The organism is Clostridium sp. N3C (genome assembly GCF_900095445.1).
GTDB lineage: Bacteria > Bacillota > Clostridia > Clostridiales > Clostridiaceae > Clostridium_AU.
In genome coordinates, this window is the sequence record NZ_FMJL01000017.1 from 1 (window position 1) to 22,729 (window position 22,729).

22 protein-coding genes are annotated in these 22,729 nt (G+C 33.9%); 3 read left to right on the forward strand and 19 right to left on the reverse strand.

Annotated elements, in window-relative coordinates; translation table 11 throughout:
* Positions 1-50 precede the first annotated feature (50 nt).
* The 5 genes from N3C_RS06900 to N3C_RS06920 form a co-directional block, all read right to left on the reverse strand.
* Positions 51-1,310, reverse strand: a complete 1,260-nt coding sequence (locus N3C_RS06900; RefSeq protein WP_074365325.1) for a hypothetical protein — start codon at positions 1,308-1,310, stop codon at positions 51-53.
* Positions 1,311-1,397: 87 nt separating this feature from the next.
* Complete coding sequence (locus tag N3C_RS06905) at positions 1,398-3,284, reverse strand: TnsD family Tn7-like transposition protein (protein ID WP_074365326.1); 1,887 nt, start codon at positions 3,282-3,284, stop codon at positions 1,398-1,400.
* A 5-nt stretch (positions 3,285-3,289) separates the two neighbouring features.
* Positions 3,290-4,945, reverse strand: a complete 1,656-nt coding sequence (locus tag N3C_RS06910; RefSeq protein WP_074365327.1) for an ATP-binding protein — start codon at positions 4,943-4,945, stop codon at positions 3,290-3,292.
* Positions 4,938-7,103, reverse strand: coding sequence for a Mu transposase C-terminal domain-containing protein (locus tag N3C_RS06915; RefSeq protein ID WP_074365328.1), 2,166 nt, complete (start codon positions 7,101-7,103; stop codon positions 4,938-4,940). Before N3C_RS06915 ends, N3C_RS06910 begins: the two co-directional genes overlap by 8 nt.
* The gene (locus N3C_RS06920) at positions 7,100-7,945 is read right to left on the reverse strand and encodes a heteromeric transposase endonuclease subunit TnsA (protein ID WP_074365329.1); all 846 of its coding nucleotides are present in this window, start codon (positions 7,943-7,945) and stop codon (positions 7,100-7,102) included. Before N3C_RS06920 ends, N3C_RS06915 begins: the two co-directional genes overlap by 4 nt.
* Positions 7,946-8,303: 358 nt before the next feature.
* Here N3C_RS06920 and N3C_RS06925 point away from each other — a divergent pair, with 358 nt between their 5' ends.
* On the forward strand, positions 8,304-8,495 hold the full coding sequence (locus N3C_RS06925; protein ID WP_074365330.1) for a ribonuclease BN: 192 nt from the start codon (positions 8,304-8,306) through the stop codon (positions 8,493-8,495).
* Between the two features lie 67 nt (positions 8,496-8,562).
* On the opposite strand, the gene N3C_RS06930 is transcribed toward N3C_RS06925, so the two are convergent.
* From N3C_RS06930 to istA, 8 genes are all read right to left on the reverse strand, one after another.
* Positions 8,563-9,432 carry a hypothetical protein gene (locus tag N3C_RS06930; protein WP_074365331.1) on the reverse strand — a complete coding sequence of 290 codons (870 nt, stop codon included), beginning with the start codon at positions 9,430-9,432 and terminating at the stop codon, positions 8,563-8,565.
* On the reverse strand, positions 9,429-10,223 hold the full coding sequence (locus N3C_RS06935) for an ImmA/IrrE family metallo-endopeptidase (RefSeq protein WP_074365332.1): 795 nt from the start codon (positions 10,221-10,223) through the stop codon (positions 9,429-9,431). Before N3C_RS06935 ends, N3C_RS06930 begins: the two co-directional genes overlap by 4 nt.
* Positions 10,224-10,236: 13 nt before the next feature.
* Entirely contained in the window at positions 10,237-10,611 is a 375-nt protein-coding gene (locus tag N3C_RS06940) for a helix-turn-helix domain-containing protein (RefSeq protein WP_011837977.1), read from the reverse strand.
* A 164-nt stretch (positions 10,612-10,775) separates the two neighbouring features.
* Positions 10,776-11,237, reverse strand: a complete 462-nt coding sequence (locus tag N3C_RS15020; RefSeq protein WP_178377788.1) for a hypothetical protein — start codon at positions 11,235-11,237, stop codon at positions 10,776-10,778.
* 139 nt (positions 11,238-11,376) lie between these two features.
* Positions 11,377-11,547, reverse strand: coding sequence for a hypothetical protein (locus N3C_RS15025; RefSeq protein ID WP_178377789.1), 171 nt, complete (start codon positions 11,545-11,547; stop codon positions 11,377-11,379).
* 30 nt (positions 11,548-11,577) lie between these two features.
* A protein-coding gene (locus tag N3C_RS14695; RefSeq protein WP_143312621.1) for an IS3 family transposase occupies positions 11,578-12,833 on the reverse strand; the annotation gives its coding sequence in 2 pieces (ribosomal slippage) (positions 11,578-12,512 and positions 12,512-12,833; 1,257 coding nt in all).
* A gap of 158 nt (positions 12,834-12,991) precedes the next feature.
* Positions 12,992-13,711, reverse strand: coding sequence for an IS21-like element helper ATPase IstB (istB, locus tag N3C_RS06960; RefSeq protein ID WP_074365334.1), 720 nt, complete (start codon positions 13,709-13,711; stop codon positions 12,992-12,994).
* Entirely contained in the window at positions 13,711-15,204 is a 1,494-nt protein-coding gene (gene istA / locus N3C_RS06965) for an IS21 family transposase (RefSeq protein WP_083604459.1), read from the reverse strand. The genes istB and istA overlap by 1 nt, the downstream gene beginning before the upstream one ends.
* 499 nt (positions 15,205-15,703) lie before the next feature.
* Here istA and N3C_RS06975 point away from each other — a divergent pair, with 499 nt between their 5' ends.
* Together N3C_RS06975 and N3C_RS06980 are read left to right on the forward strand one after the other, a co-directional pair.
* Positions 15,704-16,249: a hypothetical protein gene (locus N3C_RS06975; protein WP_074365337.1), complete on the forward strand. Its 546-nt coding sequence runs from the start codon at positions 15,704-15,706 to the stop codon at positions 16,247-16,249.
* Between the two features lie 85 nt (positions 16,250-16,334).
* The gene (locus N3C_RS06980) at positions 16,335-17,156 is read left to right on the forward strand and encodes a hypothetical protein (RefSeq protein ID WP_074365338.1); all 822 of its coding nucleotides are present in this window, start codon (positions 16,335-16,337) and stop codon (positions 17,154-17,156) included.
* 112 nt (positions 17,157-17,268) lie between these two features.
* Here N3C_RS06980 and N3C_RS06985 read toward each other — a convergent pair whose 3' ends face one another.
* The 6 genes from N3C_RS06985 to N3C_RS07010 form a co-directional block, all read right to left on the reverse strand.
* Positions 17,269-18,147, reverse strand: coding sequence for an ADP-ribosylglycohydrolase family protein (locus N3C_RS06985; protein WP_074365339.1), 879 nt, complete (start codon positions 18,145-18,147; stop codon positions 17,269-17,271).
* A gap of 20 nt (positions 18,148-18,167) precedes the next feature.
* A complete protein-coding gene (locus N3C_RS06990; RefSeq protein ID WP_074365340.1) occupies positions 18,168-18,623 on the reverse strand; it encodes a DUF3908 family protein in 456 nt (151 codons plus the stop codon).
* 25 nt (positions 18,624-18,648) lie between these two features.
* Positions 18,649-19,623, reverse strand: coding sequence for a toll/interleukin-1 receptor domain-containing protein (locus tag N3C_RS06995; RefSeq protein ID WP_074365341.1), 975 nt, complete (start codon positions 19,621-19,623; stop codon positions 18,649-18,651).
* Between the two features lie 152 nt (positions 19,624-19,775).
* Positions 19,776-20,378 (reverse strand): hypothetical protein, encoded by a 603-nt coding sequence (locus tag N3C_RS07000; RefSeq protein ID WP_074365342.1) that lies wholly within the window; start codon positions 20,376-20,378, stop codon positions 19,776-19,778.
* Between the two features lie 115 nt (positions 20,379-20,493).
* On the reverse strand, positions 20,494-21,159 hold the full coding sequence (locus N3C_RS07005; RefSeq protein WP_074365343.1) for a hypothetical protein: 666 nt from the start codon (positions 21,157-21,159) through the stop codon (positions 20,494-20,496).
* 109 nt (positions 21,160-21,268) lie between these two features.
* Positions 21,269-22,729, reverse strand: a complete 1,461-nt coding sequence (locus N3C_RS07010; protein WP_074365344.1) for a serine/threonine-protein kinase — start codon at positions 22,727-22,729, stop codon at positions 21,269-21,271.

The following is a 22,729-nucleotide window of genomic DNA, read 5'->3' on the forward strand; positions in this document are numbered from 1 at the left end:
TAGTTAGGTTCACGTTTCAAGGATTAAGTATCAAGGCTATATACTAAAACTCAACAATTTAGTTTCTCAATATCTTTAAAAACTTTTTTATACTTTCTTCCATCATAATAATATACATTCATACTATCATGAACATATGTAACATCTTCTTTATTAAATAGAACTAAATTTTTTCCTTTTAACCCTATCTTATTCATCCGTGTACTTCTATATAATATTCCTGAATAACCTTTACTGATTAAATAATTTGCTAGATAATGAAATGGTACATATGCTTTAAGTTCTGGGTCTTCTTTTATATCAACAGGTAAGAAAACCGCTTCATCAATACTTTTCATAATTAAATTTGCCAAATAAATCTCCGTTTCTTTCCTAATTATAGACCTTACCTGTTTCTCTTTAAACTCTTTCTCTATAATTTTCTTGATTACTTCTTCTTTTTTCATGCTATTTATTATTTCTTCGTGATATTTTTTGTTAGTAAGAAGTTCATTTATTTCAACTTTAGTTATCATATTCATGAATTCCTCTGATTTCCTTTCTATCTCCTCATAACTTATATCTTCATAACACAAATTAATAATTTTACCCTCGCTTTTTACAGGTTTGAATTCACAAATACTTACATATTCACCCTTTTTTAATCTTAACTCTTCAAAACAAGTTTTTTCTATAAAATTAATAACTTCATCGTACTGCTTAATTTCTTCATCAAATCCTAGATACATAAAAGCAACACCTTCAGGATTCCACCTATTTTTATTTTTCACATATTCTTCTTTTGGAATCATTCTTTCGTAATTATCAAAGTGTTTCCCTCTTTGTGCTCTATATAAATTTTTTAAATCCCCTAACCTTTTTACAAAGATACTTTCATATTTAGAAATACAACTTTCATGTATATCATCAAACACTTCGAGAAAATTTTTCTCCAAAACAGTATCACTTTTCTTTTCAACCATGCTGCTCCAATGATTAAATATTTGACATTGAAGATTCTTTCTATAAGTATCTTTAAATATAGAATCAACATCACCAATAAAATAACTATAACGTTGCAAATATTTTAAATATAGTTCAAAAAAATTATCTATCATTAGTGCTTTCTGGCTTTCACTAAAATCATTGCAAATATCAAGTATTGCTTTACATATATCATTTAAAGCATGTACTAATATATATATTAATTGTTTCTTATTTTCATCATTAATGCTTTCTAAAGCATTTCTTAAAATAGTGAATTTATATTCATTTTCATAAATATCGACCATTCTGTTTAACTCAAATGTTAATTGCCATTTATAAAACATTAACCATACCCCTCCAATATGAAAATTTTAGAAAATTTATGTGCATAATCAAATACAATTATTAGATAGTTTTAATCTATATTCAACCTATTCTACCAGTAAATTTGTAACTACTTCCATTAATTTTGCTTGATATTCTTCCCTAATACCAGCCTTCCTCATTATCTTCCACATTTGCAGTTCTTCTCCTTCTTTTTTTAATTTCTTAACTGCCCAGCGAATCCTCCTTAACCTGAAGTCGTGATTAGTCTCTTTAACAGAATCCAGGTATGCTTTTGTCTTTGGAAGTTTATCTAAATGCTTTTCAAGCAAGCCTCTTATGCCCAATTTACTACCAATTGAACTTATGCTAATTCTTTCAGGCTTTCCATCCGAATTCAGCATCTTGGCAACAACTTCTTTTACCTGTATCAATATCTCATTATCCCTTTGGTCCCAATCAACTCTGCTGTTGATAATATTAGTCGTCTTTTTAAGAGGCGAGTTCTGGTTCAACCATTCCCTGTCATTTCTATAAAGCCAGGAAAATAAAGCCTTATCAATCTGCCGTAATTGCGTTTTCCCCATATCTGGATATTGTTTTCTTAATTCATTCCACTTTTCTCTGTAGTAATCCTTGTCCAAATTCATTGAAGAATAACTGTTCCCTTCATTATCATATACACCATCGGCCTCACTCCGTTTTTTCCAGTAAGTAGTTAATCCAAGTTTCTTAGCATACTTCTTAACTGTATTAGGGTCTACACCTAATAACCTTGCTGTTTCTCTTAAACTCAACTTTCGGTCTACTAATTCTTTGAGCCTCTCCTCCCATAATTGCCCAAACCTTTTTATCCTTCCAAATCTATATCTTGCATCCTCAGACTCATCTGGTCCACTTCTGGTATAAACAAAACCGCAAGTACAAGAAAAAGTCCCAACAGGATATTTTGAATCTGTACTGTATGAAACTTTTAAATCATAGACAACAGGTTTTAGGTAGTGGTCTGACGCTGCATTCAGACAAGGCCACGGTCCATCTCCAAAAGGCTTATATTCCATCTTTTTATAAAATAAATCATGAAGTGAAATTCCAAGAAAACGGGAAAGAAGCAAATGTCTGATAGGATGAGCAGTCTTGTTTTTCTTTCTTACCATATCCATTAGCCAGTTTGAATCGTTATCTGCATCAACACCCGACTGCACAATATCTAAAAATACTTCACCATAATAATCAATAAACTCTTTTATAAACTCCTTTTGATGCACTTTTCCGTTTGAAGTTGCAAATCCCATTTCTATCATCTTTGCAAGATACTGCTCTTTATACCATTCTATATTTCTCTTTTCAAAATCACTGTTAAGTAAAACCTGAACATCCTCTGCAAGCCTAATCAGTTTTTCAAAAACATCATCAGCGTATATCACATTAATACCTGGTTTTACACAGTTCTCTTCGCTAGCAGCCCTATATTGGCATTTATTATATCCCCTGACCGATACCTGGCTATTATATAATGGAACATAATGTTTTGGGCATACCAGTACCCCAGGAATTTGATGAACTCTATGCCAGTATAACTCTCCGTACTGCAACTTATCTTCTTTAGCACAGACAGGGCAGAACTTAAAATATTGGTTTAATGTAACGGAACTGGCCATGATTCCAGTCCGGCTATATACGCTTCCTCCATTTTCCCCTTTCATTGATTCTAGAACTTTTTCTGCACGCTCAGGAGGTAAAAAGGCAGAATAGAACGGGAAAAGTGTATGGTTTTTAATAAGATATTCTTCAGTATACCTGGAATTAAGGGGCATATTATTAACAAGGTTCTGTATATTGGAAGGCAAGTCCATCACTGCTGTTACGGAAGTTGCACCGAAAAGGTCTCTCATTGTCGCCTTATAACTTATATTTCCACTCCTCACATGGTATCTTGCAAGGACGCTGTATAATACTTCATCCTCATATGGCACAGGAAAAAACGTCATCATATGCGCTACACCGCCTTGAAAAAGTCTTTTTCTACCTGCTTAATAAGCCCTTTTTCTTTTAATGATTCATAGGCTGATTTTTTATTTCTCCTGCCCTCTTCCACAATAAACCTTATATCATTTTCATCCATCTTATTTGGTTTACTCTTTTCTTTTCGCTTTGGTTTATCATTGGTTGATAACATCTGTACTGCTTTTATTACAATCTCCGAAACTTCAAGACTCTCTTCACTATCTAAAACCTGCTCTACTGCTTTTTGAGCCTTTTTTGCATCAATATTTAAGTCTAATAATTTTATAATCGCCTGTTCCTTCCTGGAAAGGTTGGCTTCCTTTTCTTTTTCCTTCTGCTGCCTTTGGAGCATCTTCATTCTCATATCCCAGTCTAATGATTGCTTGCTTTTGTCCATAAATCCCAGAAAATCAATGTCTACAGTACATATATCCTCATACTTGGCGATTTCTTTAATGTTTCCTGATTTTAATGCTTCCAGCATGGGGCGGACCAATTTCAAATTATCTTTTGCAACCTGCCTAATCAGATTTGCAGTGATATCCTCTCTCCCTGAAAGAATAGCCCGTATTTGTGACATCGCATAAAGTTTTACTGCAATGTCTATGATGCCTTGTGACTCCTCATAGAGAACATCATTTAATTCCGGTGTTAATGGTACTTCCTTTTTGGTCCACTGATAGTCCCAAAGTGCATTGATTAGCAAATCCCAACTTTTATCTTTGCTCAACCTCTCCCAAACCATATCTCCCTGACCGCTGCCGCGCCTTGCCTGACGAAATTCCGATTGTAAAACCGATAATGCTTTTGTGGTACCGATAAGTAAGACAGGTACACCAATGGTATTGACAAGGGTGACAAAAAAGTTAAGCATCTTCTCATCCCCACCGCTTTTTGCCCCATTTAAATGCTGAATCTCATCTATGACCAATACGCCTAAGGCTGTATTCCTGGCTATCTGGGATATAATAGAGAGCATATTGTCTACGGTTTTCCTCCCTACCCCGAACTTCTTATAATAATCCGTACCCAACAGGTCGTCTACCTTATGGAAAAACTCTATGCAGAGACCCTTCAAGGAACCGTCAAATGGGCAGTCTAACTTAAGCCAAACCAGTTGGTACATACTAAAATTGGTATTATTATATTCTGAATGTACAATTATCTGGGGATAAAGAGATAATACACGGTTGATAGCAGTTGTTTTACCCATTCCACTTACACCTATAATAGTAAATCCCGATGCAGTAGTCCTGAAGGATGCGTTACTGCTTATCTCCCATTTCATGCTTTGTATCGCCTTATATCCGTTTTGTAGACTTTCAGCATAGGAAGGTTTAAATGGGTTACGTGCCAGGTATCCCTGCCTTATGACTCTGCTTATCCTGCTTTCAAGGTCAATATGAATACTCAACGGCTGAAAACACTGAAACAACCGCTGCACCATATGAATACGGTAGTGGCCTTCCAATCGTCTTTCCTCTGGATTATAGTGGGGATATAGAGACAGTTTCTCCACTACCTCTTCCTTAGAATAAACCGGTGGCAGTGCTTCAATAAATGGATTCCCGCTATATTCAGGTATCAACTGTTCCTTGTATTCTGCAACTACAGCATTAGCACCGTTAGGTATTATTACTTTATTCATGGATTTTCTTTAAAGCCTCCTTTTGTTTTCTTATCAAAAGGCTTATCGTATCATTCTCGTCCACCTCTTCCTCCTGCTCTGCCCTGCTAAACGGTATAACTTCTGCATTACTTCCTGTTTCTTTTTTATCCAGTTCGAAGGCTTCCTTCTCCCTGTTTAACATCTTTTCTAATCTCCTGTTGTTTCTAATCCCTTTTTTGCGCTTCGAATCGCTTTCATTTGATTTTTCTTCTTTAAAAGATTTTTCTGCCTCTTTTGCAATACTTTCGATTTCAGTAATTAAATCAACCTTTGCCTGCAGTTCCTTATCTTCTGCAATTTTTATTTGAAGTTTCTCCTCTTCAAGAAGGTATTGAATTTCCTCAAGATTTTTATCTTTATACCTATCCTGGTGTTCCAGGAGAAAACATTTCTCGAAGTCCATGCCATTTTGCTCCTTGATATAAATAAAGTTCATATTGCGGGGGTCATAGGAAACATCAATCTTCCATGTTCCTTTATTTCTCGCCTTTTCAAACCATCTCTCCTTAAGAGTTTTTGGTGAAGCATAATACAAGCCTTTGAATTTTATCCCCTTTGCCGTTACAGTTGCTGCATCTGAGGGCATAAGATTTAGTTTAACGATATCCTCTGGTACACTCCGCAATTTTCCCGCACAGTTTGCAATCCCCCAGTTCCATATTTCCCGTGGAATACATTCTACTTCATCAGCAACCATCATCTCTTCCCTGTCATAGTTTTTAAGATGGTACTGGTTATTATGGTACAGGGCACATTTTATGATTATCTGTGTAAACTGGTATATATCCAATTTGGCATCCAACCTGTAATCCCTGTCGCCACGCTCTCTCACATCAGGGTCAACAGTACCAGGCAAAAGCGGTTTTACCCTTATATTAGTAATTCTGAAATGCTGTTCAATAACTGCTTTCCAGTCTGCCCGATATGGGGGAGTATTCTGTATCTTTACATGTAGAGAATTAATAAGGTTTTCAACATTCTTGCCTTCAAGTTCCCCTCTGTCCGCCAGAATAGCCTCTGGCAAGTGATGGACAAGCCAGTCCTTTTCTTCAATATCTATTCCATACTCCTTGCAAAAGGCAACTTTGTCGGACGCTGCATTTGCAAGAGCCATCATAGCCCCTATCCAACTTGGCCCCTCTAAGCCAACATAAATACCAACAACCATCCTGCTGAAAACATCTAAAACTGCGTAAATTACCGGTCTTCCAATTATCCAGTTCCTGTTATAACGGCTCACAAGATAAATGTCACCTACAGTTGCATCAATCTGATAGATACTTCCTGGCGCAATTGCTTCCGAAGTTGTATTGCCTAAAAGTGGTCTATACTGCTGCTCATATTTTTTACTGCTTTGTCTGGATGAAATTTGCTTTTTTAAATTGATATTCTTATAATACCAGTAACGGAATTGGGCATATGTAGGCACCTCTCCTATGGGTTTTATTACAGGAACTCTTATGCCGTTTTCTATCCTGAATTCATCGCTGAAGAATTCTTTTCTCATCAGTTCATATGCAAGTTTAAGGGAATTTTTGGCGCCTGTATGATAGTATTTATTGATAGCGATATTAAATATCTTTTTTACTTCTTCATCTACATTGATTCCCTCACCCACCAGTTCCGCATTTTTTCGTCTGCGCCCACGCTTTTTGTCTCCTGCCCGTCTTTCTTTACCCGGACCTCCACATAAATAGTAGTCCGGAAGCAAAGCGTTCTTTATTTTCCCTCTCTTCCAGAATCGTTTAAGGTAGTTTGAAACAGTTTTTTCATGTAAGTTATAAATAGACGATGCTTTTAAAACAAGTTCTCTCCGTTCTTTCTTATAAAAAATCACAGGCTCAAGCGTAACCAGTTCCTTAATTACTTCCCATGCTCTATCCCGTATTTCTTTTGATTTCTCTGATAATTCTCCTTCATCAACAACCTTAACAAATGGGTCGCTATCCAATAAACCTGCAATCCCCTGCTTAATGCATTCCTCAATATCAGATATACATCTTGGGAAAGGACTTTCATTTGAATATATGTTTATAACATATGCAAGGTTTTGCTGCCTATCAAGCCACAAAATCCTTTCTACACTTTCTTTATCATTATCCTGTCCCCATTTGATTAGTGTATTTACTGCTATCATAGTATTCTCACCCTTTCTGGTAAACTCTGCTTTATAATTTCTATACTTTGGGTCGAATCATTAAGGTCGATTTTTTTATTCATGTCCACCATTATCCTTTTAAGGGCAATTAAACGCTTGAATATGTACACCCCTGACCCTGTATCTAAATTAAACAACCTGTCAAATTGGGTAGTGAAATTTCTAATCGAAGTACTGTTCCCTGCCAATTTTTCAACAAAAGCATTGCAGTAATAGTCAACCTCTTCATCTGTAAATCCTCTTTCATCAGCAGGATATAAGGATGAGTGAACCCATTCTATATTCTTTGCTTTAACCACTGGAATCTCTTTTTGCGTTACTATTCCCCAATCAATATTTTGGCTCTGCCAGTATCTCCTCTCTATTTCCAGCCTTTCTAATGCTATTTTGCGCTCAAGTTCATAATCTGCTTTAAGACTTCTGGCAACATATGCTATTTTGCCATTTGGTTTTTTCAAAGTGATTAAAAATGATGTGGATAAAATATAAGGCGTTCCTGTATCTTTGTCTTTAAATAAATCAAAATTTAAACCAGCCTTATTTTGTATTACTTCTTCACAGTTAAATAAAGGGTAGTGCTCCCTGATATCCAATACATCATCTTCCCATTCAAGCAAATAAAAATATCTTGTCTCTGTATCCGTGAAAAAGTGATGTGTTCTTTTTGTTTTCCATCCAAATACACGTGTAACCCTGCCTTTGCTGGGGAAGTCCTGTACAGTAAGCCAGGGCTTGTAATCCTTGCCTTCCCCCTGTCCTCTGCCTTCCTGTATCCATTTTTTTAATTTATTTTCATCCCAATCTATTTTCCGTTTAGCCATGCAGATACCTCCTGAGTTAGGAATTAAGTATAAAGGATTACGGAACAAAGGAGAATGATATTGCAATGTAATTCATCCACCACTTCCTTAAGTCCCTTACCCCTTGCCTCTAAAACCTTTTTTATAATAAAACTCTTATCCCTTTTCCCTTATTCGTCTATTCCCTGAAAAACAAAAATGCCACTGACTACAGTTGGACACCTTTATTAGGTGACTGTGTCAATGGCACTTAGTTCATTTCCCTTGAACCTATTTCCATTATATCATGGACCGACTTTATTTTAAACGTAAAATCTGACTTGAAATAATATGCAGTAGTCGGATAAAATTCTGTGTAACCAACATAAGGAGGTATTTTATGAGGCATAGTGTTTTTTTGACTATAAAACTGGTAATTCTCATGAGCATGTTTTTGTTACCATTTACCATTATTACAGAAAATATATTTATCCGCTTTATTGCAGGCTCCCTGCAAGGTATATTCCTTATTATGTTTCTTTCTTTTACCGTAAAGGTTCAATCATACTTTAAAAAAGATAAGAAAAATTAAAGCAATAAGAAAAAGGTTTTGGTAGGCTTAAAATCTACTAAAACCTTTTTACTATAGTCCAGTATATTCAAAAGATTAAATGTATCGTGCTGTCCTTTAACATTTCTAAAAATGCTGCATTATCTATCAATTTGTCTTGCTCCTCAATAGAATTATCCCGCTTTTTTCTCGTGAATTTTATTCTTCTCGTCTGCCTGTAACTGTCCACAAAGGCATCAATATTATTTTCGTTTATATATCCAAGCCTTGTCCATTCATAAATCAGAAAATCATTTGACTTAAATGTTATGGAAGTATTACTTCTATTTTTAAATCGCTCATCCCCATAAAGCATTTCCTTGGCCTTAGAAACAAATTCATAGGTATCCCTGTCACTGCTGAAGATAGTTATAATATCAATGCTTCCACTGTAATAATAGGAAAGGATATAACTTAAAACGGCAATAGATAACTCTCCTGCATTCTTCTTCTGAATTCTTCCGTTTGAAAGTTTTCTTTGGTCTAGTCCCTCTTCATAAAATATATTTAGCCATTCTTCATAGGGGTCCAGGTCTTCTACAGGTCTGTTCTTTAAGATGTTTTTCTTGATAAAACTAACAAGCCTGCTCACATTGTAGCAGCAATACAAAAACAGATAGTATAATTCTGCTTCTTTGTAATCCACCAATGTTAAATAATCAACTTCATCTATAATTTGGACCTTCGAATAATGTTTTAAATCATTTATGTAACTTTTTCTATTATCACTATCACAGACCTCAACCCATACCCATTTGGGGATAAGAATCATATCATACTGGCTAAATATCTTTTCAGGGCTGACGCTCTTACGTATCCATGTCAAAAATTCAACAGAGTTATTATCCAGGATGCAAACTTTGAGAGACATGCCCGTGGAAAGGTATTTTTTTAATTCTTTTATGCCTTCTCCTTTCATTTGGCAAGTCCCTCCACTCCTTTTTTAATTTTATTCTTTAGCGTGAGCAGAAACTGATAATTATCTTTATGATGGGAGACATCTGGGTTTTCTTTCATAACAATTTGTATTTTCTTCTCCAACCCACCTAAACTTACAACATATGAGGGTTTCACTAACTCTGCATCCAATTCCAAATCTATAAATTTTTGCACTAAGTTCTCAGGTTTATTATCAAAATGCTCAAGAATTTTTTCTTTTAAATCCAAATCATTATATTTTGTAACGGCTTCTTCAAACAGTTCTATCAGTACTGCCTTATATGGTGCCTTATATACATCCATGCATTTTATGACTCTGTCGATAAAATCTTCATCATCTAATGAATAGTAGTAATCGTACACATTGCCAAAAATCATTTTTGCAGCAAAATAATCTGCTTTTCTTTCATTTAAATCCATATCAACGGCAATGTTATGGGTCTCATCCCTTAAACTGAGGTCATAGAACAAATGATATATTTCATGCCATGCCACAAAATATTGATAGAAACGGGGCTGGGCTGTATTGATAACTGGTATTTTAATATTTCCCTTTGTAATAATAGCCCCGCCCCAATACTCATCATCAATGGGAATCTGGATTAAATGCTTCTCTTTTAATACCGAAAAAGACAGTTTATCCTGCCCCGTTACCCTCGACTTATTAAATCTGACTGTAAAATCATTTGTTAATCTTAATATATCATCTTTAATCAGGTTATTTTTTTCAATAACCTGCTCAAGATTATTACTCGTTATTAATTCCGACATAATCTGCACCTTCTTAATTGTAATACAGTTCGCACATATGAACTATATCCTCTAAAATACCAAACATCTCTTGAGCATTAGGGTTCAGGGCATGATTCTCTGGAGCATTGTCAGACAGCGCAAAAACAGGTTCCTTTTTCGCATTGTACTTTGGAACATAATTTAGTAGTTGTTCTTCATCCATGTCCTGGCTGTCCAAAATCTTTTGAATATGGGTTTTAAATGTCGCAAGGCTGTCGACTTCTCCTTTGATTAGTTTATCTAAAGTAGGCCGTGAAATATTAGTAAGCCTTGAAAAGGAAGACTTTGTATATCCATTGTCTTTAATGATATTTAATATATTTTTACCGATTAGTTTTCGATTTTCGAATAATAATTCCATGCTCATTTTTTACACCTCCTACTTTATTATACACCAAAAGTGTAAAAAAAGATACGGTTTGTAAAAAATATTTTTACAAACTTTTGAGGTTATCTTTTCAGTTGTAAAATTTTCTATAAGAAAAAAGCATCGGCAGAATTTAATTCCTGCTAATGCCTTTTCCCTATTGCCTAATGAAGAATGCAACCTTTTATTCTGTAATTCTTAATATAATCCCAATATGCTTTTATTTCATCCTGCTCTAACATTTCAAAGATGTCTTCAATCTCATCATAAAAATCCTTGTATGCTTTGCGGATAGAAGGCCTCATTTTCCCTCTTAGATGTGGTAATGAATAATTGCAAAATACCAAATCCCTTAAGACCAGAAACTCTGCAATGTTTATATCCAAAATAATTTCCTTTTTACCATATGGTTCGGCCATTAAGATAAGTAATTTGACCATTAACATCTCGGCATTACTTATATATTCATATATTGCAAAGTTATTTACTACCTCTTCTTCATTACCTAATACTTCACGAAGTCTGTCTACCTGCTGCAATAAAGTGAATAGTAATTTTTTAGGAATTATAACTTGAATATTTTCATCATTGAATTTCGAATAAATTTCTTCCGGTTTTAAAAGCATAAAATAAGCCCTCCTTAGTATTATAAAATTCCTATTTGTGAACTGTATATAATATAAAGAGGGCTATATACTGGTAACAAGTTTTTATAATTCGATAACACAAAAACAATTAAATCACATAAGGACATCTTATGTTTAATCAATATTTATTTATGAAATCATCAATTAATCCTAAAATATTATCGTTACCTAATTCTTTCAATAACTTATCTATATCGCATTTCATACTTTCATATTTTGCTATTACTTCAGAATCTGAACAATAAACATTATGTACAAATAATCGGATTAACCCCTTCGTTTTGGACAAAACCTAATAAATTCTTGAATTTTCTTAGATTTAGACCCTTATTTGAATATTAGTTTGATTCTCTCCAAAATGAAGGTTATAAAACTCATTTGGTGCCACAAACCTTAAGCTTGAATGAAGTCTCCTATTATTGTAAAACTCCATGAAGTCGTTTACTATTTCATATGCTTCTGCATATGTTTGAAATTCATTTATTTTTAAGCAATCATCCTCAAGTATTCGGTGGAATGATTCTATATGCGCGTTCTTATTTGGTGTTTTTACAGGTATCCTCTCGTGTTCTACTTTAATTTTTTCACAGCATTCGCTAAACTTATTACTTACAAATTGGGGGCCATTATCAGTTCTTATTACCGGTTTTTTAGCTCCCTCCTCAAAGAGATTTCTTTTTATAAGGCATTTTCTTAGCAATGCTGCCGCATCTTTAGCCTCACAGTGTAATCCCATGTGGTAACCAATAATACTTCTATCAAAAACATCAATTAGGTTTAGCAGGTAAAAAAACTTATCCTCACCTTGGACATATCCATACTTAATATCCATTTCCCAAAGTTGATTTGAGCCAGTAATGGTTCTGTTTATTGCAATAGTTCTCTTTACTTTGGGTTTAATTACTCTTTGCCCCTTAAGTATGCCAAGCTCCTTACAGAGCCTATAAACCTTCTTCTGGTTAATCTTTAGACTGTAATGTCTTCTCAAATGATAGGTAATTTTTCTATACCCATAATTAAGGGCATCCCCATGGATTGCTTCTATAATAAACTCTTTAATCTGCTCATCGCAGATCTTTTTATCTTCGTTGTCTAGGCTATAACCCTTAGGTTTTCCACCTTTAGGTTTAGCTTTCTCCTTACCTTCTACACTTAAGCTGTAATAGTATGTTGACCTACTGAGCTTAACTATCCTTAGCACAAAAACTGCGTTATATCCTTGCGCTATATATTTTTTAGCTATTTCTACTTTATCTTTAGTTGAGGGTTGGATTTTTTTATTAAGTCTTTAAGGATTGCTATTTCTAAATCTTTTTCACCTAGAAGCTTCTTCAGTTGATCATTCTCTTTTGTTACTTCTGTTAATTCGTATTCAAGCTCTTTTTCTCCCTCAACTAAAGCCTTTCTTCCTGGCTTAACCTTAATTTCATTCCTGTTCTTAGATTTTCTTATCCAAGTAAATATTGTTGATTTTGATATTCCATGCCTTCTTGATACTAATGAAACATTTCCTACCTCTCGTACTTCTCTTAAGATCTCTTCTTTTAATTCTTTGGTATACGTTTTTCCTCTCATAGTTTACCTCCAATCACTTTCTACATTATAATAAATGTATAGGCATTTGTCCAAATCCATTAAGGGGCTTATGAGTAATCCATATACGCCTGTATTTTGCAAGTGAAATTTTTAGCGTTTTGCAAAGAATTTTTCAAGCACCCATGTTTACATATATGTTAATTTATGGTTGAATGTTGTATCCTATAACTTTCTCCCTTAAAAAGAAGGAGATAACTATGGTGTATTATCCTATCAATGATTGCACTAGTTAATCTTTCGTCGTAGAAAATACTGTTCCATCTGCCAAACTCAAGATTAGTAGTTATGATTATACTTCTACGTTCATAGCAATCTGAAATAACTTGGAATAGAAGCTGTGCTCCCTCAGTGCTAAGGGGAAGGTACCCCCACTCATCACAAATAAGCAGATCACATTTTTCTATTGATTTAAGAAATCTTTTTAACTCTCCAGACGCCTTTGCTTCTACAAGCTCATTTACAAGTGCTGCTGTCCTAAAAAATCTTACTCGTTTCCCCTTATTTATTGCCTCTACTCCAATTGCGGTAGCAAGGTGTGTCTTGCCTGTACCCACACCACCGTAGAGAATAAGGTTTTCCCTTCTATCAATAAAATCTGCGTTTCTTATGCTCTCCAGAGGAAGTTTTTCCGGAATATCTATGTCCTTAAAGCTGTAGTTCTCAAATGTTTTAATTACGTCAAACTTAGCCTGTTTTAGTCCTCTGTTAATTCTAGTTGCTTCCCTGTTTTTTAGCTCAATCTCTAGAAGTTTTGCAAGGAACTCCTGATGGGTTTCTGCCTTTATGATATCACAGTTTTCAGCCAGGCTAACGCCTAAGCGAAGCGCTTTACAATATGCTGCAATAATCTCATTCATTAGGAATTCCTCCCTTTTAGGAACTTGTTGTACACATCTAAATTTGGAGTAAATATCTGGTTTACAGGTATGTCACCATAAATCTGCATTTTTGCAATTTCCGGAAGTTTGTTAACTAATCTATGGTATGTTGCTATAATGCTGTCTACATCGCTGTTACCGGTTGCTATAGTTTGCAGAAGTGCAGTAGTTGCAGTTTTCATTTCTGATTCCTGTATCATCTTAATAAGTGCATGAAGCGCAAGCTTCTTTTTATCCTTATCACACTTGTCCAAGTAGTCTCTCCAAGGCTCTGGCATTTCATTGTAAAAATCAGTATATTTTAATGCGTTTGGTCTTCGTGCAAGTGTGGATAAGTACGGTATCCAGTTCATACTTTCTGCATTCTTGCAGTACAGCCTTTTATGTGTAACTATGTGACCATATTTTTCATCAAGTATGATAACCTGAAATGCTGTAGCCTTGATGAATACTTTCTTACCAGCTACCGCTGGAGAAGTAGAGTATGTATTGGTTTCGAATTTAACCTTGCCATAATTATCTGCAATTGCACTAAACATTCTATGTATTTCAAATCCTACCGCCGGTAGAAGAAACATCTTCTTTAAGTCATCGTTAAAGAGTTCTTTTATAGTTACATCATTCTTATAGTGTTTTCTATCCATGTCATTATCACAAATCTGCAAAAGTAACTTATTGTAGTCGTCAATGTTCTTGAAAGCGGGTATAGGCACAAATAAATTCCTTCTATGGTAACCTACCTTATTCTCAACGTTACCTTTCTCATTACCACTTGCAGGGTTGCAAAAATTCACCTGAAATTTGTAGTGAGATGCGAATCTTTCGAATTGTTGAGTAAGAGTTCGGCTACCATCTTTATCTATACTTATTACTGCTGCAGATAGATTATCAAACCAGATTTTATAAGGGACTCTCCCCATATGCTCAAAAATATTCTTCATTCCTTGAAGGAAACATTCCTGATTCTGACCTCTAAAGACTTGTACATATCCCCCGTTACTATAAGGAAATGACATGTTTAAATAATATCCAGTAAATTCTTCACCGTTTTCAATGAAAGTTGCCTCTCCCAAATCCACTTGAGCCTCACCGGCAGGATGGTTAAGCGGCAGTGATCCTTCCTTTTTGCTAAATAGCTCTTTCTTTTTTGCAGAAACATAGTACTGAACTGTTCTTAATGATACATCAAGCTTATCGTCAAACAACTCTTCTAGCCTGTCATACACACGCTTCGCTGTGTGACGTTGCTTTCTTGGGGCTGTCAAATCAGCCTCAAGCCATAAATCTATTAGTTCCTTATATTTATCTATTTTCAACTCATTTTTACTTCTCCGCTGTGGAATATCGTTGAAATCTTCCTTATCTACATACTTTTGCACAGTTGCAAATGCATGTCCTGTTATTCTGCTAATTTCCCTTAAACTTTTTCCTTCAAATTGACTTAGTTCTTTGATACAATGAACTCTAGACATTGTTAACATCCTTTCATAACCTCCCCTATAGTCTCGGCAACTTAGAGGATATATTATTTGAGGGTGCTTGACAATGTTTTTTATTTTTCCAGCAAACTGCTAGAGTTTTATTTTGCATTTTGCTCTATTTTTATTTTACACTAAACACACAACATTCCTACTTTGTCTCTGCAATATAAAAGATGGCAAAAAAATTAATGGATTTTTTTATGTTACAAATTCAGATATCGAACTATCTATTAAAGGAAAGATTATTGAAGGAATAATAAATTACGGAGTACAAATAGGGGAAAACGAAGAAGATTTGTTGGAAATAATTATAAATATTTTTAAATCAAAGAATATTACTCCATTCAATTTATTAAAAGCCATTGAGAGAGACCTAAGTTACCTAAAAACTTTATAAACTTAAAAATTAGTTTGCTTAGATTAACTTGCTACCTGGGGAAACCCCAGGTAGCATTTTTATACCAATTTTAATTTTGAAAGGAGAATATATATGCTTAATGAATTTGTTGTAGGTTATGAGTTTCCATTATTCAAAAACCGTCCTAAGAGAGATGGTGCCGTTTTAGAAGTTTCTAAAGAAGGGTCTTATTTATTACCAATATTTTTATCTGGAATGCTTCCAAAAGAAATCGAGTCAATAAAAAGAGGTAAGATTGAATTCAGGATATTTGAAGATAATGATACAGGTTTCTTGCTTACACTTATACGATTAGGCATGAATGCCTTAACCTTTGAAATTGTTTTTGACCCAACCTTATACAAAGATAGGAAAAACGATATTTCATTATACACAAAAAGTAACATTCTACACATTTTCGGAGTTGAATCTAACAACAATATCTTACAATGCCAAAGACTTATTTCCATCCCGCCTGAATTACAGGCAAAATGGTTAAATTCATGGAAAAAAATGCTTTCGACAGGCGATTGTAGTAAAAAATATTCAGACTGGATACTTAGTCTTTATAGATTTGACGTTAAAACACTTTGGTCGTATTCCACATGTGTAGCAAAAATACCTAAGAAAAGTAGTTGATAAATGTTTGTTTGGAGTTGCTTAAACACATACAAAGCAACTCCTTTATTATATTCAAAATAAAAATTTGAAAGGAGAATGAAATATGTATAACATTAATAAAAAAATGTATAACAGTAATAATTATGAAGAACGTATTGAGAAAAGGTCAGAGGAACTATGGAAGAATTTTATAACATCAAAAGGATTAAACGGTAAGTTGCCTCCAGAATTATTCTGGCTAGAAATTCAATTCAGAAGAAATGAAATAATTAGTGCACTTAATAGCGGAGTTCTCTCTAAACCTATGGTCAATTTGATGGGTACAGCCAACTACTTTATCGTCAATAGTTTACTCCATGAAGAAATATGTAAAAAATGTCATAATAGAGGAATTGTTGTTTTTCTATCAGATAGCGACTATTTATCCAAAATGGAAGAAAAAATATTTCTCCCTTGTTTTGAAACATACTATGTTCTTAATATCCAGCCTGAAGATGATGTGTTTGCAGAGAACTTTCCTGTTCCAATAAATTATAAAACTGACTACTGGTACTGCCCTTATTGCAATGAACTGCATAAATTTGGATATGATGAGGAAACAGGATTAGAATATGACCAAGAAGTTGTTGATATAAGGAAACTATGTGAAAATTCTAGTCTTAAAAAATATCAAAAAGAAGCAATTATTAAAATTATTGAATCACAGTTATTAAGGGAAAATACTCTGAAACAAGAACAGATGAAAAGCAGAATTAAACCTACTTTTGAGCAAATTTCACAGGCTAAAAAAACTAACAAACCTGTCCTTGTCAGTAAGTGGATGGAAAAATGCAATGACCCTGATGAGGAATGTTCTTGGGATATTGTATATAAGTACGTTCTTCCAAATGGTAAAATAAAATTTGAAAGAACCCATACTTATTAATAGCGAACAAGTCAGTTCTATCAAGATATATAAATTGATAGAACTGACTTGTTTCTTTATTTTTATCTCTTCGTAAGCCGAATATCCAATACCCTTACTACCACTTTCAAAATTAACCTTTAAAAATCCGCTGTGCGATTGAAATCAACTGCTCTTTTACCAATATCTTTTCCTTCCACCTGTCAGGGATAGCGTTATAGCCATAGTACACGCCAGCCATTCCGCCGGTAATTGCGGCTATAGTGTCCGCATCTCCTCCAAGGTTGGCTGCTTCACATACAGCATCCTCAAAGGTAGAAGTGTTAATAAAACACCATAATGCACATATCAAAGTATCAAACACATATCCCGTTGGCTTCAATTCTTCTTTTGATACCTGAAATACCTGCTTATACTCTGGATACTTTTCAATATGTTCTCTTATAGCAGGTACTTTAGGCTTATCATTTAGATAATCATAAACTAACAGATTATAAAACTGGCAGGCATCCGTTGCTTTTTGGTCATAATGGGTAAGAACACTTTGTGAAGCAGTTATCTCCAGCATTTTTTCAACATCATTATAATATAATGCAACCGGTAAGCACCTCATAAGTGAACCATTTCCAGCACTCATTCCACCTGTTGTCTGATGAGCATAGTAGGCAGTTTTCATCCAGTCATTGCTTCGTTTATACTCACCAAGTGCAATTCGGATAATGTTGCCGATATCCTTTGGTTTACTATCATACCATTTAATAAAGTGTTTTCCGATATCTTCGACAGGATTCTCTGGGTTGTCCAGGATGCCTTCTGCCACAGCAATAGTCATCATTGTATCATCCGTTACTTCCCCAGGTTCTAAATCCCAACAGCCTCCACCGATAATATCTTTTAAATATCCATATTTCCTTTCAATCTCATCCTTTGACATGAATTCCAGCGTTCCGCCAAGGGCATCTCCACAGGCAACACCAAAAAGCCCTCCGAGTATCCGTTCATATCTATCCATGAAATACACTTCCTTTAAACTCAGTATCTATGATTATTTATTTGTGCAAAATATTTTGCAATACTGCGTATTGCTTTATCAAATTTATATTTCCAACCCTCATTTGTATCCTCTTTACTGATAAATGTAATTTCTTCTACATTTTCTTCAAAAAGCAAAGTTAACCTATAGTCGCCATAATCATCTAAAGGACATTCATAAGTAACACTCTTAATTCTGTTAATATTAAAATATTCTATAACTATATGCTTATCACCATTAATCCAAACTTTAATAAATTTGTTGTTTTTTAAGATAAAATATAATTGTAAAGTCTGTTCATCAACAAATAAGTATTTTGGATAAAAATATAATATATCATCCTCATCAATTACTTGTGAAACTTTTTCAAACATGCCTGCATATTTACGGGCAATATTATTGCTGTAACGGTTGTTATAAAAGTAATCCTTAATTTCTTTAAAATCTACATTCATCTTAAATCACCTCATTTTTTATGAGTTAATGGTTTAAATATTGAACAATTTGTTTCCATATTTCAACGGCAATTCCATATGCATCGCTAGCATTATTTCCCGTCATAAAATTCATTGTCATTTTTAATTTTAAATCTTTAGTTTTAGTTACTTCACATTCAATTACATCATTAAACGAATTATCGCTATCAATACTAAATCTCCCGTATGACAAATAAATGCTTTGACTTGCACCACCGAGCAAATTCCCCAGCCATATTTTAACCGCATATTTTTCCATACCGTTAATATAAAATCTCATTATAGTCTTTTGATTATGTACAATATCTTTATCGTAATCAAAATTATTATTCTTATGTTTGGTCTGCTCCGCAAAGTCTGATAAAAGCGATAATATTTTAGAATAACTTTGTTTCATAAATTTGTTTTTATCCAAATCCGTTATTTCTTTAAAATTGGGAATTATATTAGTAATTTCGTTTACTGTCCTATCATAAATAATTTTCTTTGATTTCAATTTGGGTTTGGCTCCTACCTTTGGTACATCAATTACATCTACTTGATAAATTCTGTGCAGTAATTCATCAAACTTAATATCAAATTGGTCATCATGTGAAAAGTCAATAAAATGAAACCCTTCCAAATAAAATGGAACAGCCTTTCTATAGTCTCCCTTATGCCTCATTATTAGAATTATCTTATCTGGATTATCTTTTATATATCGTATTAATAAATTTGTCTCATAGCCAACTCCGCCCTGGAAGGTGTCTGCTTTCTTAGCATAGTTTTCAGTAAGAATAAGTAAGATATTATCACTATTTTTTATTTTTTCTACCATCATCCTATTCAAGTTAACAGTCTTGCTTTGTGTTTCAAATTTATCAATCGTTGCATCAACACCGTTTTCCCTTAATTTAGCCGCTAAAACTGTTACCCAGTTTTCGTGTTCCTCACTATCCCAACTATAACTGATAAATACCGAAGGGTGCTCTTTTGACATTTTTATCCCCTTTCATTATATTGTTGTTTTTCAAAACTTTACTCTAAGCATAGTTCTTGAATTATGATTTTACAATCATTATCAATAATCAGTTAAAACTAATACTCCATTCCTAACATTCCCCTAGTTCTCCTCTTTGCTCAGTTATGCAGTTAATTAACATTACTTCTTTTTAACAAGTTCCCTTCAATTATCTTTCTATCACTTCCATAAACCCAATAATCAATGCTACTAGTCTCCCACGGGTAATATTCATTTCTTCTTTTTAAACGGTCCAAAACAGTATCCCCCAAATCTGCCTTTCTCTTTTCAATGAAAATAAATGCAATCGGGATATCTTTACTTATGGCATATTCTTTTGCATCATGCCAATTATGCTTATACTTGTCTGCACCATTTGTATAATTGAGCATAACCAATAGGCCAAAAGCAACCCCAGCATAATCTTTTGTATTATCCATATATGCAGCAATTGAATCTATCTTCTCCAAATATTTAGACACTATCGTTTCAACCTCAACTACTATAAAAGGTTTATCACCTTTGCATAATAGAATATCTGCTTTTTTTTGCCCTTTTCTTCCTTTGCCGACAAAAGGAGATGGGGCACCATCTAACACAGAATGGTTAGAGGACTTTTTAATCCATTCACTTGACAAAAGCCCAATAATGGAACTATGAGAGTTGCCGTACATTCTGGTGATAATATCCCAATAAAACATCCTGATAAAATTTTCTATAGAAGCAGAAATCATACTGTTATCTCACCGTAATTCATTTTATAATAATATAATAGTCATACTACCCTGCACACATATTTAATCATATCCCAGGCACCTTAATATAACTCTTATAATCTTGCCCATACTATTAAATATTCTTTAACCACTTCAATATGTATTCAGGACTTTTCTTTAAAACATATACTCGCTTATAATTCTCTTTATTTTCTAATATATCTTCTTTTATAAGAATTTTAATAACACTATAAACCAAGGTTTTAGGAGACTTTTTATAATTTGTTTCCTGCATAATTTTATCATTCAATAGTGAAGATATTGTAGATGTCTTTATATAGTCCTTATTATATCGAACAAATTGGTCGATGATGGTTCTGACAATTTCTTCAAAGATATGTACTGGAATAATATTAGGGTAACTGCTGCTTTTGTCAGGTCTTACCGTTTCAATCCTTATATTCTCATTTTCTCTCTTCCATGTTGTTCTATCTGCCACATCTTTTATGTCTTTTTCGTTTTCCTCTTCAATTTCTTCGGTATCCTCTTCATTATTGCTACAAATATAACTTCCAAATACTTGATTATAAGAATTTCGCAACTTAGCAAGTTCATTCATATGGCTTTCAACCTGCTTTAGCACTTGTAATGTGTTTTGTATTTCTTCAACTTGACCATTCTTACTGCAATCAGGTATATACTCTTGCAGAATTTTATTTTTGAGATTTTCTAAACTGTCCTCCAGCAAATCGTATGAAGCACTTATATCCTCAATTTCCTTTTTAAAAACTGTATTCATGCTCATCACCCCAATATTATTTTTTTAATACTACTAACCTAATTCACACTTTAAAGATTTTCTTATATATTTATGAAACTTGGTTTCTATCAAATCAAAATAACTCACCCTAATACCCAAGATAACTTAAATACTTACTATATTCCTCCAATCTGTTCCTAATCAGCGTATCATTCGGGTCCAAACGTATGGCATAATTAAAATAAGCCCTTGCCTTTTTAAAGTCTTTTCTCTGGTCGTATGCGTGACCAAGTTTCTTTACTATATAGAGCATTCCAGGAGTCTTTTTATTAATATCCTCCAGAATCTCTATGGATTTTTCCTGTTCATTATTTAAGCCATAGGCACATGCCAATTTATATCTATAGTTCAAGTCGTCTGGATTTCTTGATACAAGTTTTTCATAGACTTTGACTGCTTCCTCATATCTTTTTAGTTCAAAAAATAATTTTCCTTTTAAGTATAGAAGATTATCTTCTAAAGCCTCTCTTCTGACATCCTCTATCTCTTTAATATCTATACCGTTTAATACATCCATGCTTTCAAAATATCTTCCCTGCTGAAAATATGTATAAGCAATGTGATACAATATGTCAGCAGATTTATTTCCATTCTCATACTCCGTTTTTAGCAGTAATTCTGCCTTATCAAATTCCTTATTCTTATAGTATCGGATTACTCTTTCTATCCAATCAGTATCCTCATATCTTACTTCAACTCTCTCATTGTAAGAAATAATATTGTTATTTCCTTTTCTTAATACCTCTTCGAAATCCCTTTTTACTTCCCCAACATTCTGATACCTTTCTTCAGGGTTTCTTTTAAGTAATTTCATGATAATTCTCTCAACCGATTCAGGTATATTATCATTTATCTCTCTTGGCCTTGGATAAGGCATATTATTTATAAGTTGATTAGCAGTTTCATGAGGAGTCCTGCCAGTTAAAAACTTGTATAAAAGCACTCCTAATGCATATATATCCGAGTTAAGATACCTGCGGTTTGACCCAGCCACTTCTGGGGCCATATAAGCCCAGGTGCCTTCACCATCAATTGTTTTTATAAATAAATCTTCAATCAGTTTACTTGTACCGAAATCGGTTATTTTGGCTATTTTCCCATCCGTTAGAATATTCTGAGGCTTTATATCCCCGTGGCAAATATGCTTTGAATGTATATATTCTATACCATCCAATATTTGAAAAAATAAGTTGTATATTTCATCAAATGTTCTGGGACTCTTAAATCCCGTTTCACATAACTCGTCTGATAGTTTATGCCCGTTAAAGTACTCCATTTCAATTAGAAAAACTCCATCTACACGTCCCATCCAGTATATAGAAATTACATTTGGGTGATGATTTCCTATGAATTCTTTTCCTTCCGATAAGGTGTTGTCTCCCCGTTCCTGGTCCTTGGGTATTTTAAGTGCCACTGTTTGTCTGCTTTCAAGGTTTACTGCTTTCCATACATAACCAAAGGAACCTTCATCAATAAACTCTTTCAATAAATAATTAGCACCTATATTCAAATCTACTTGCGGATGAAAATTAACTGCTTTTTTCTTCAT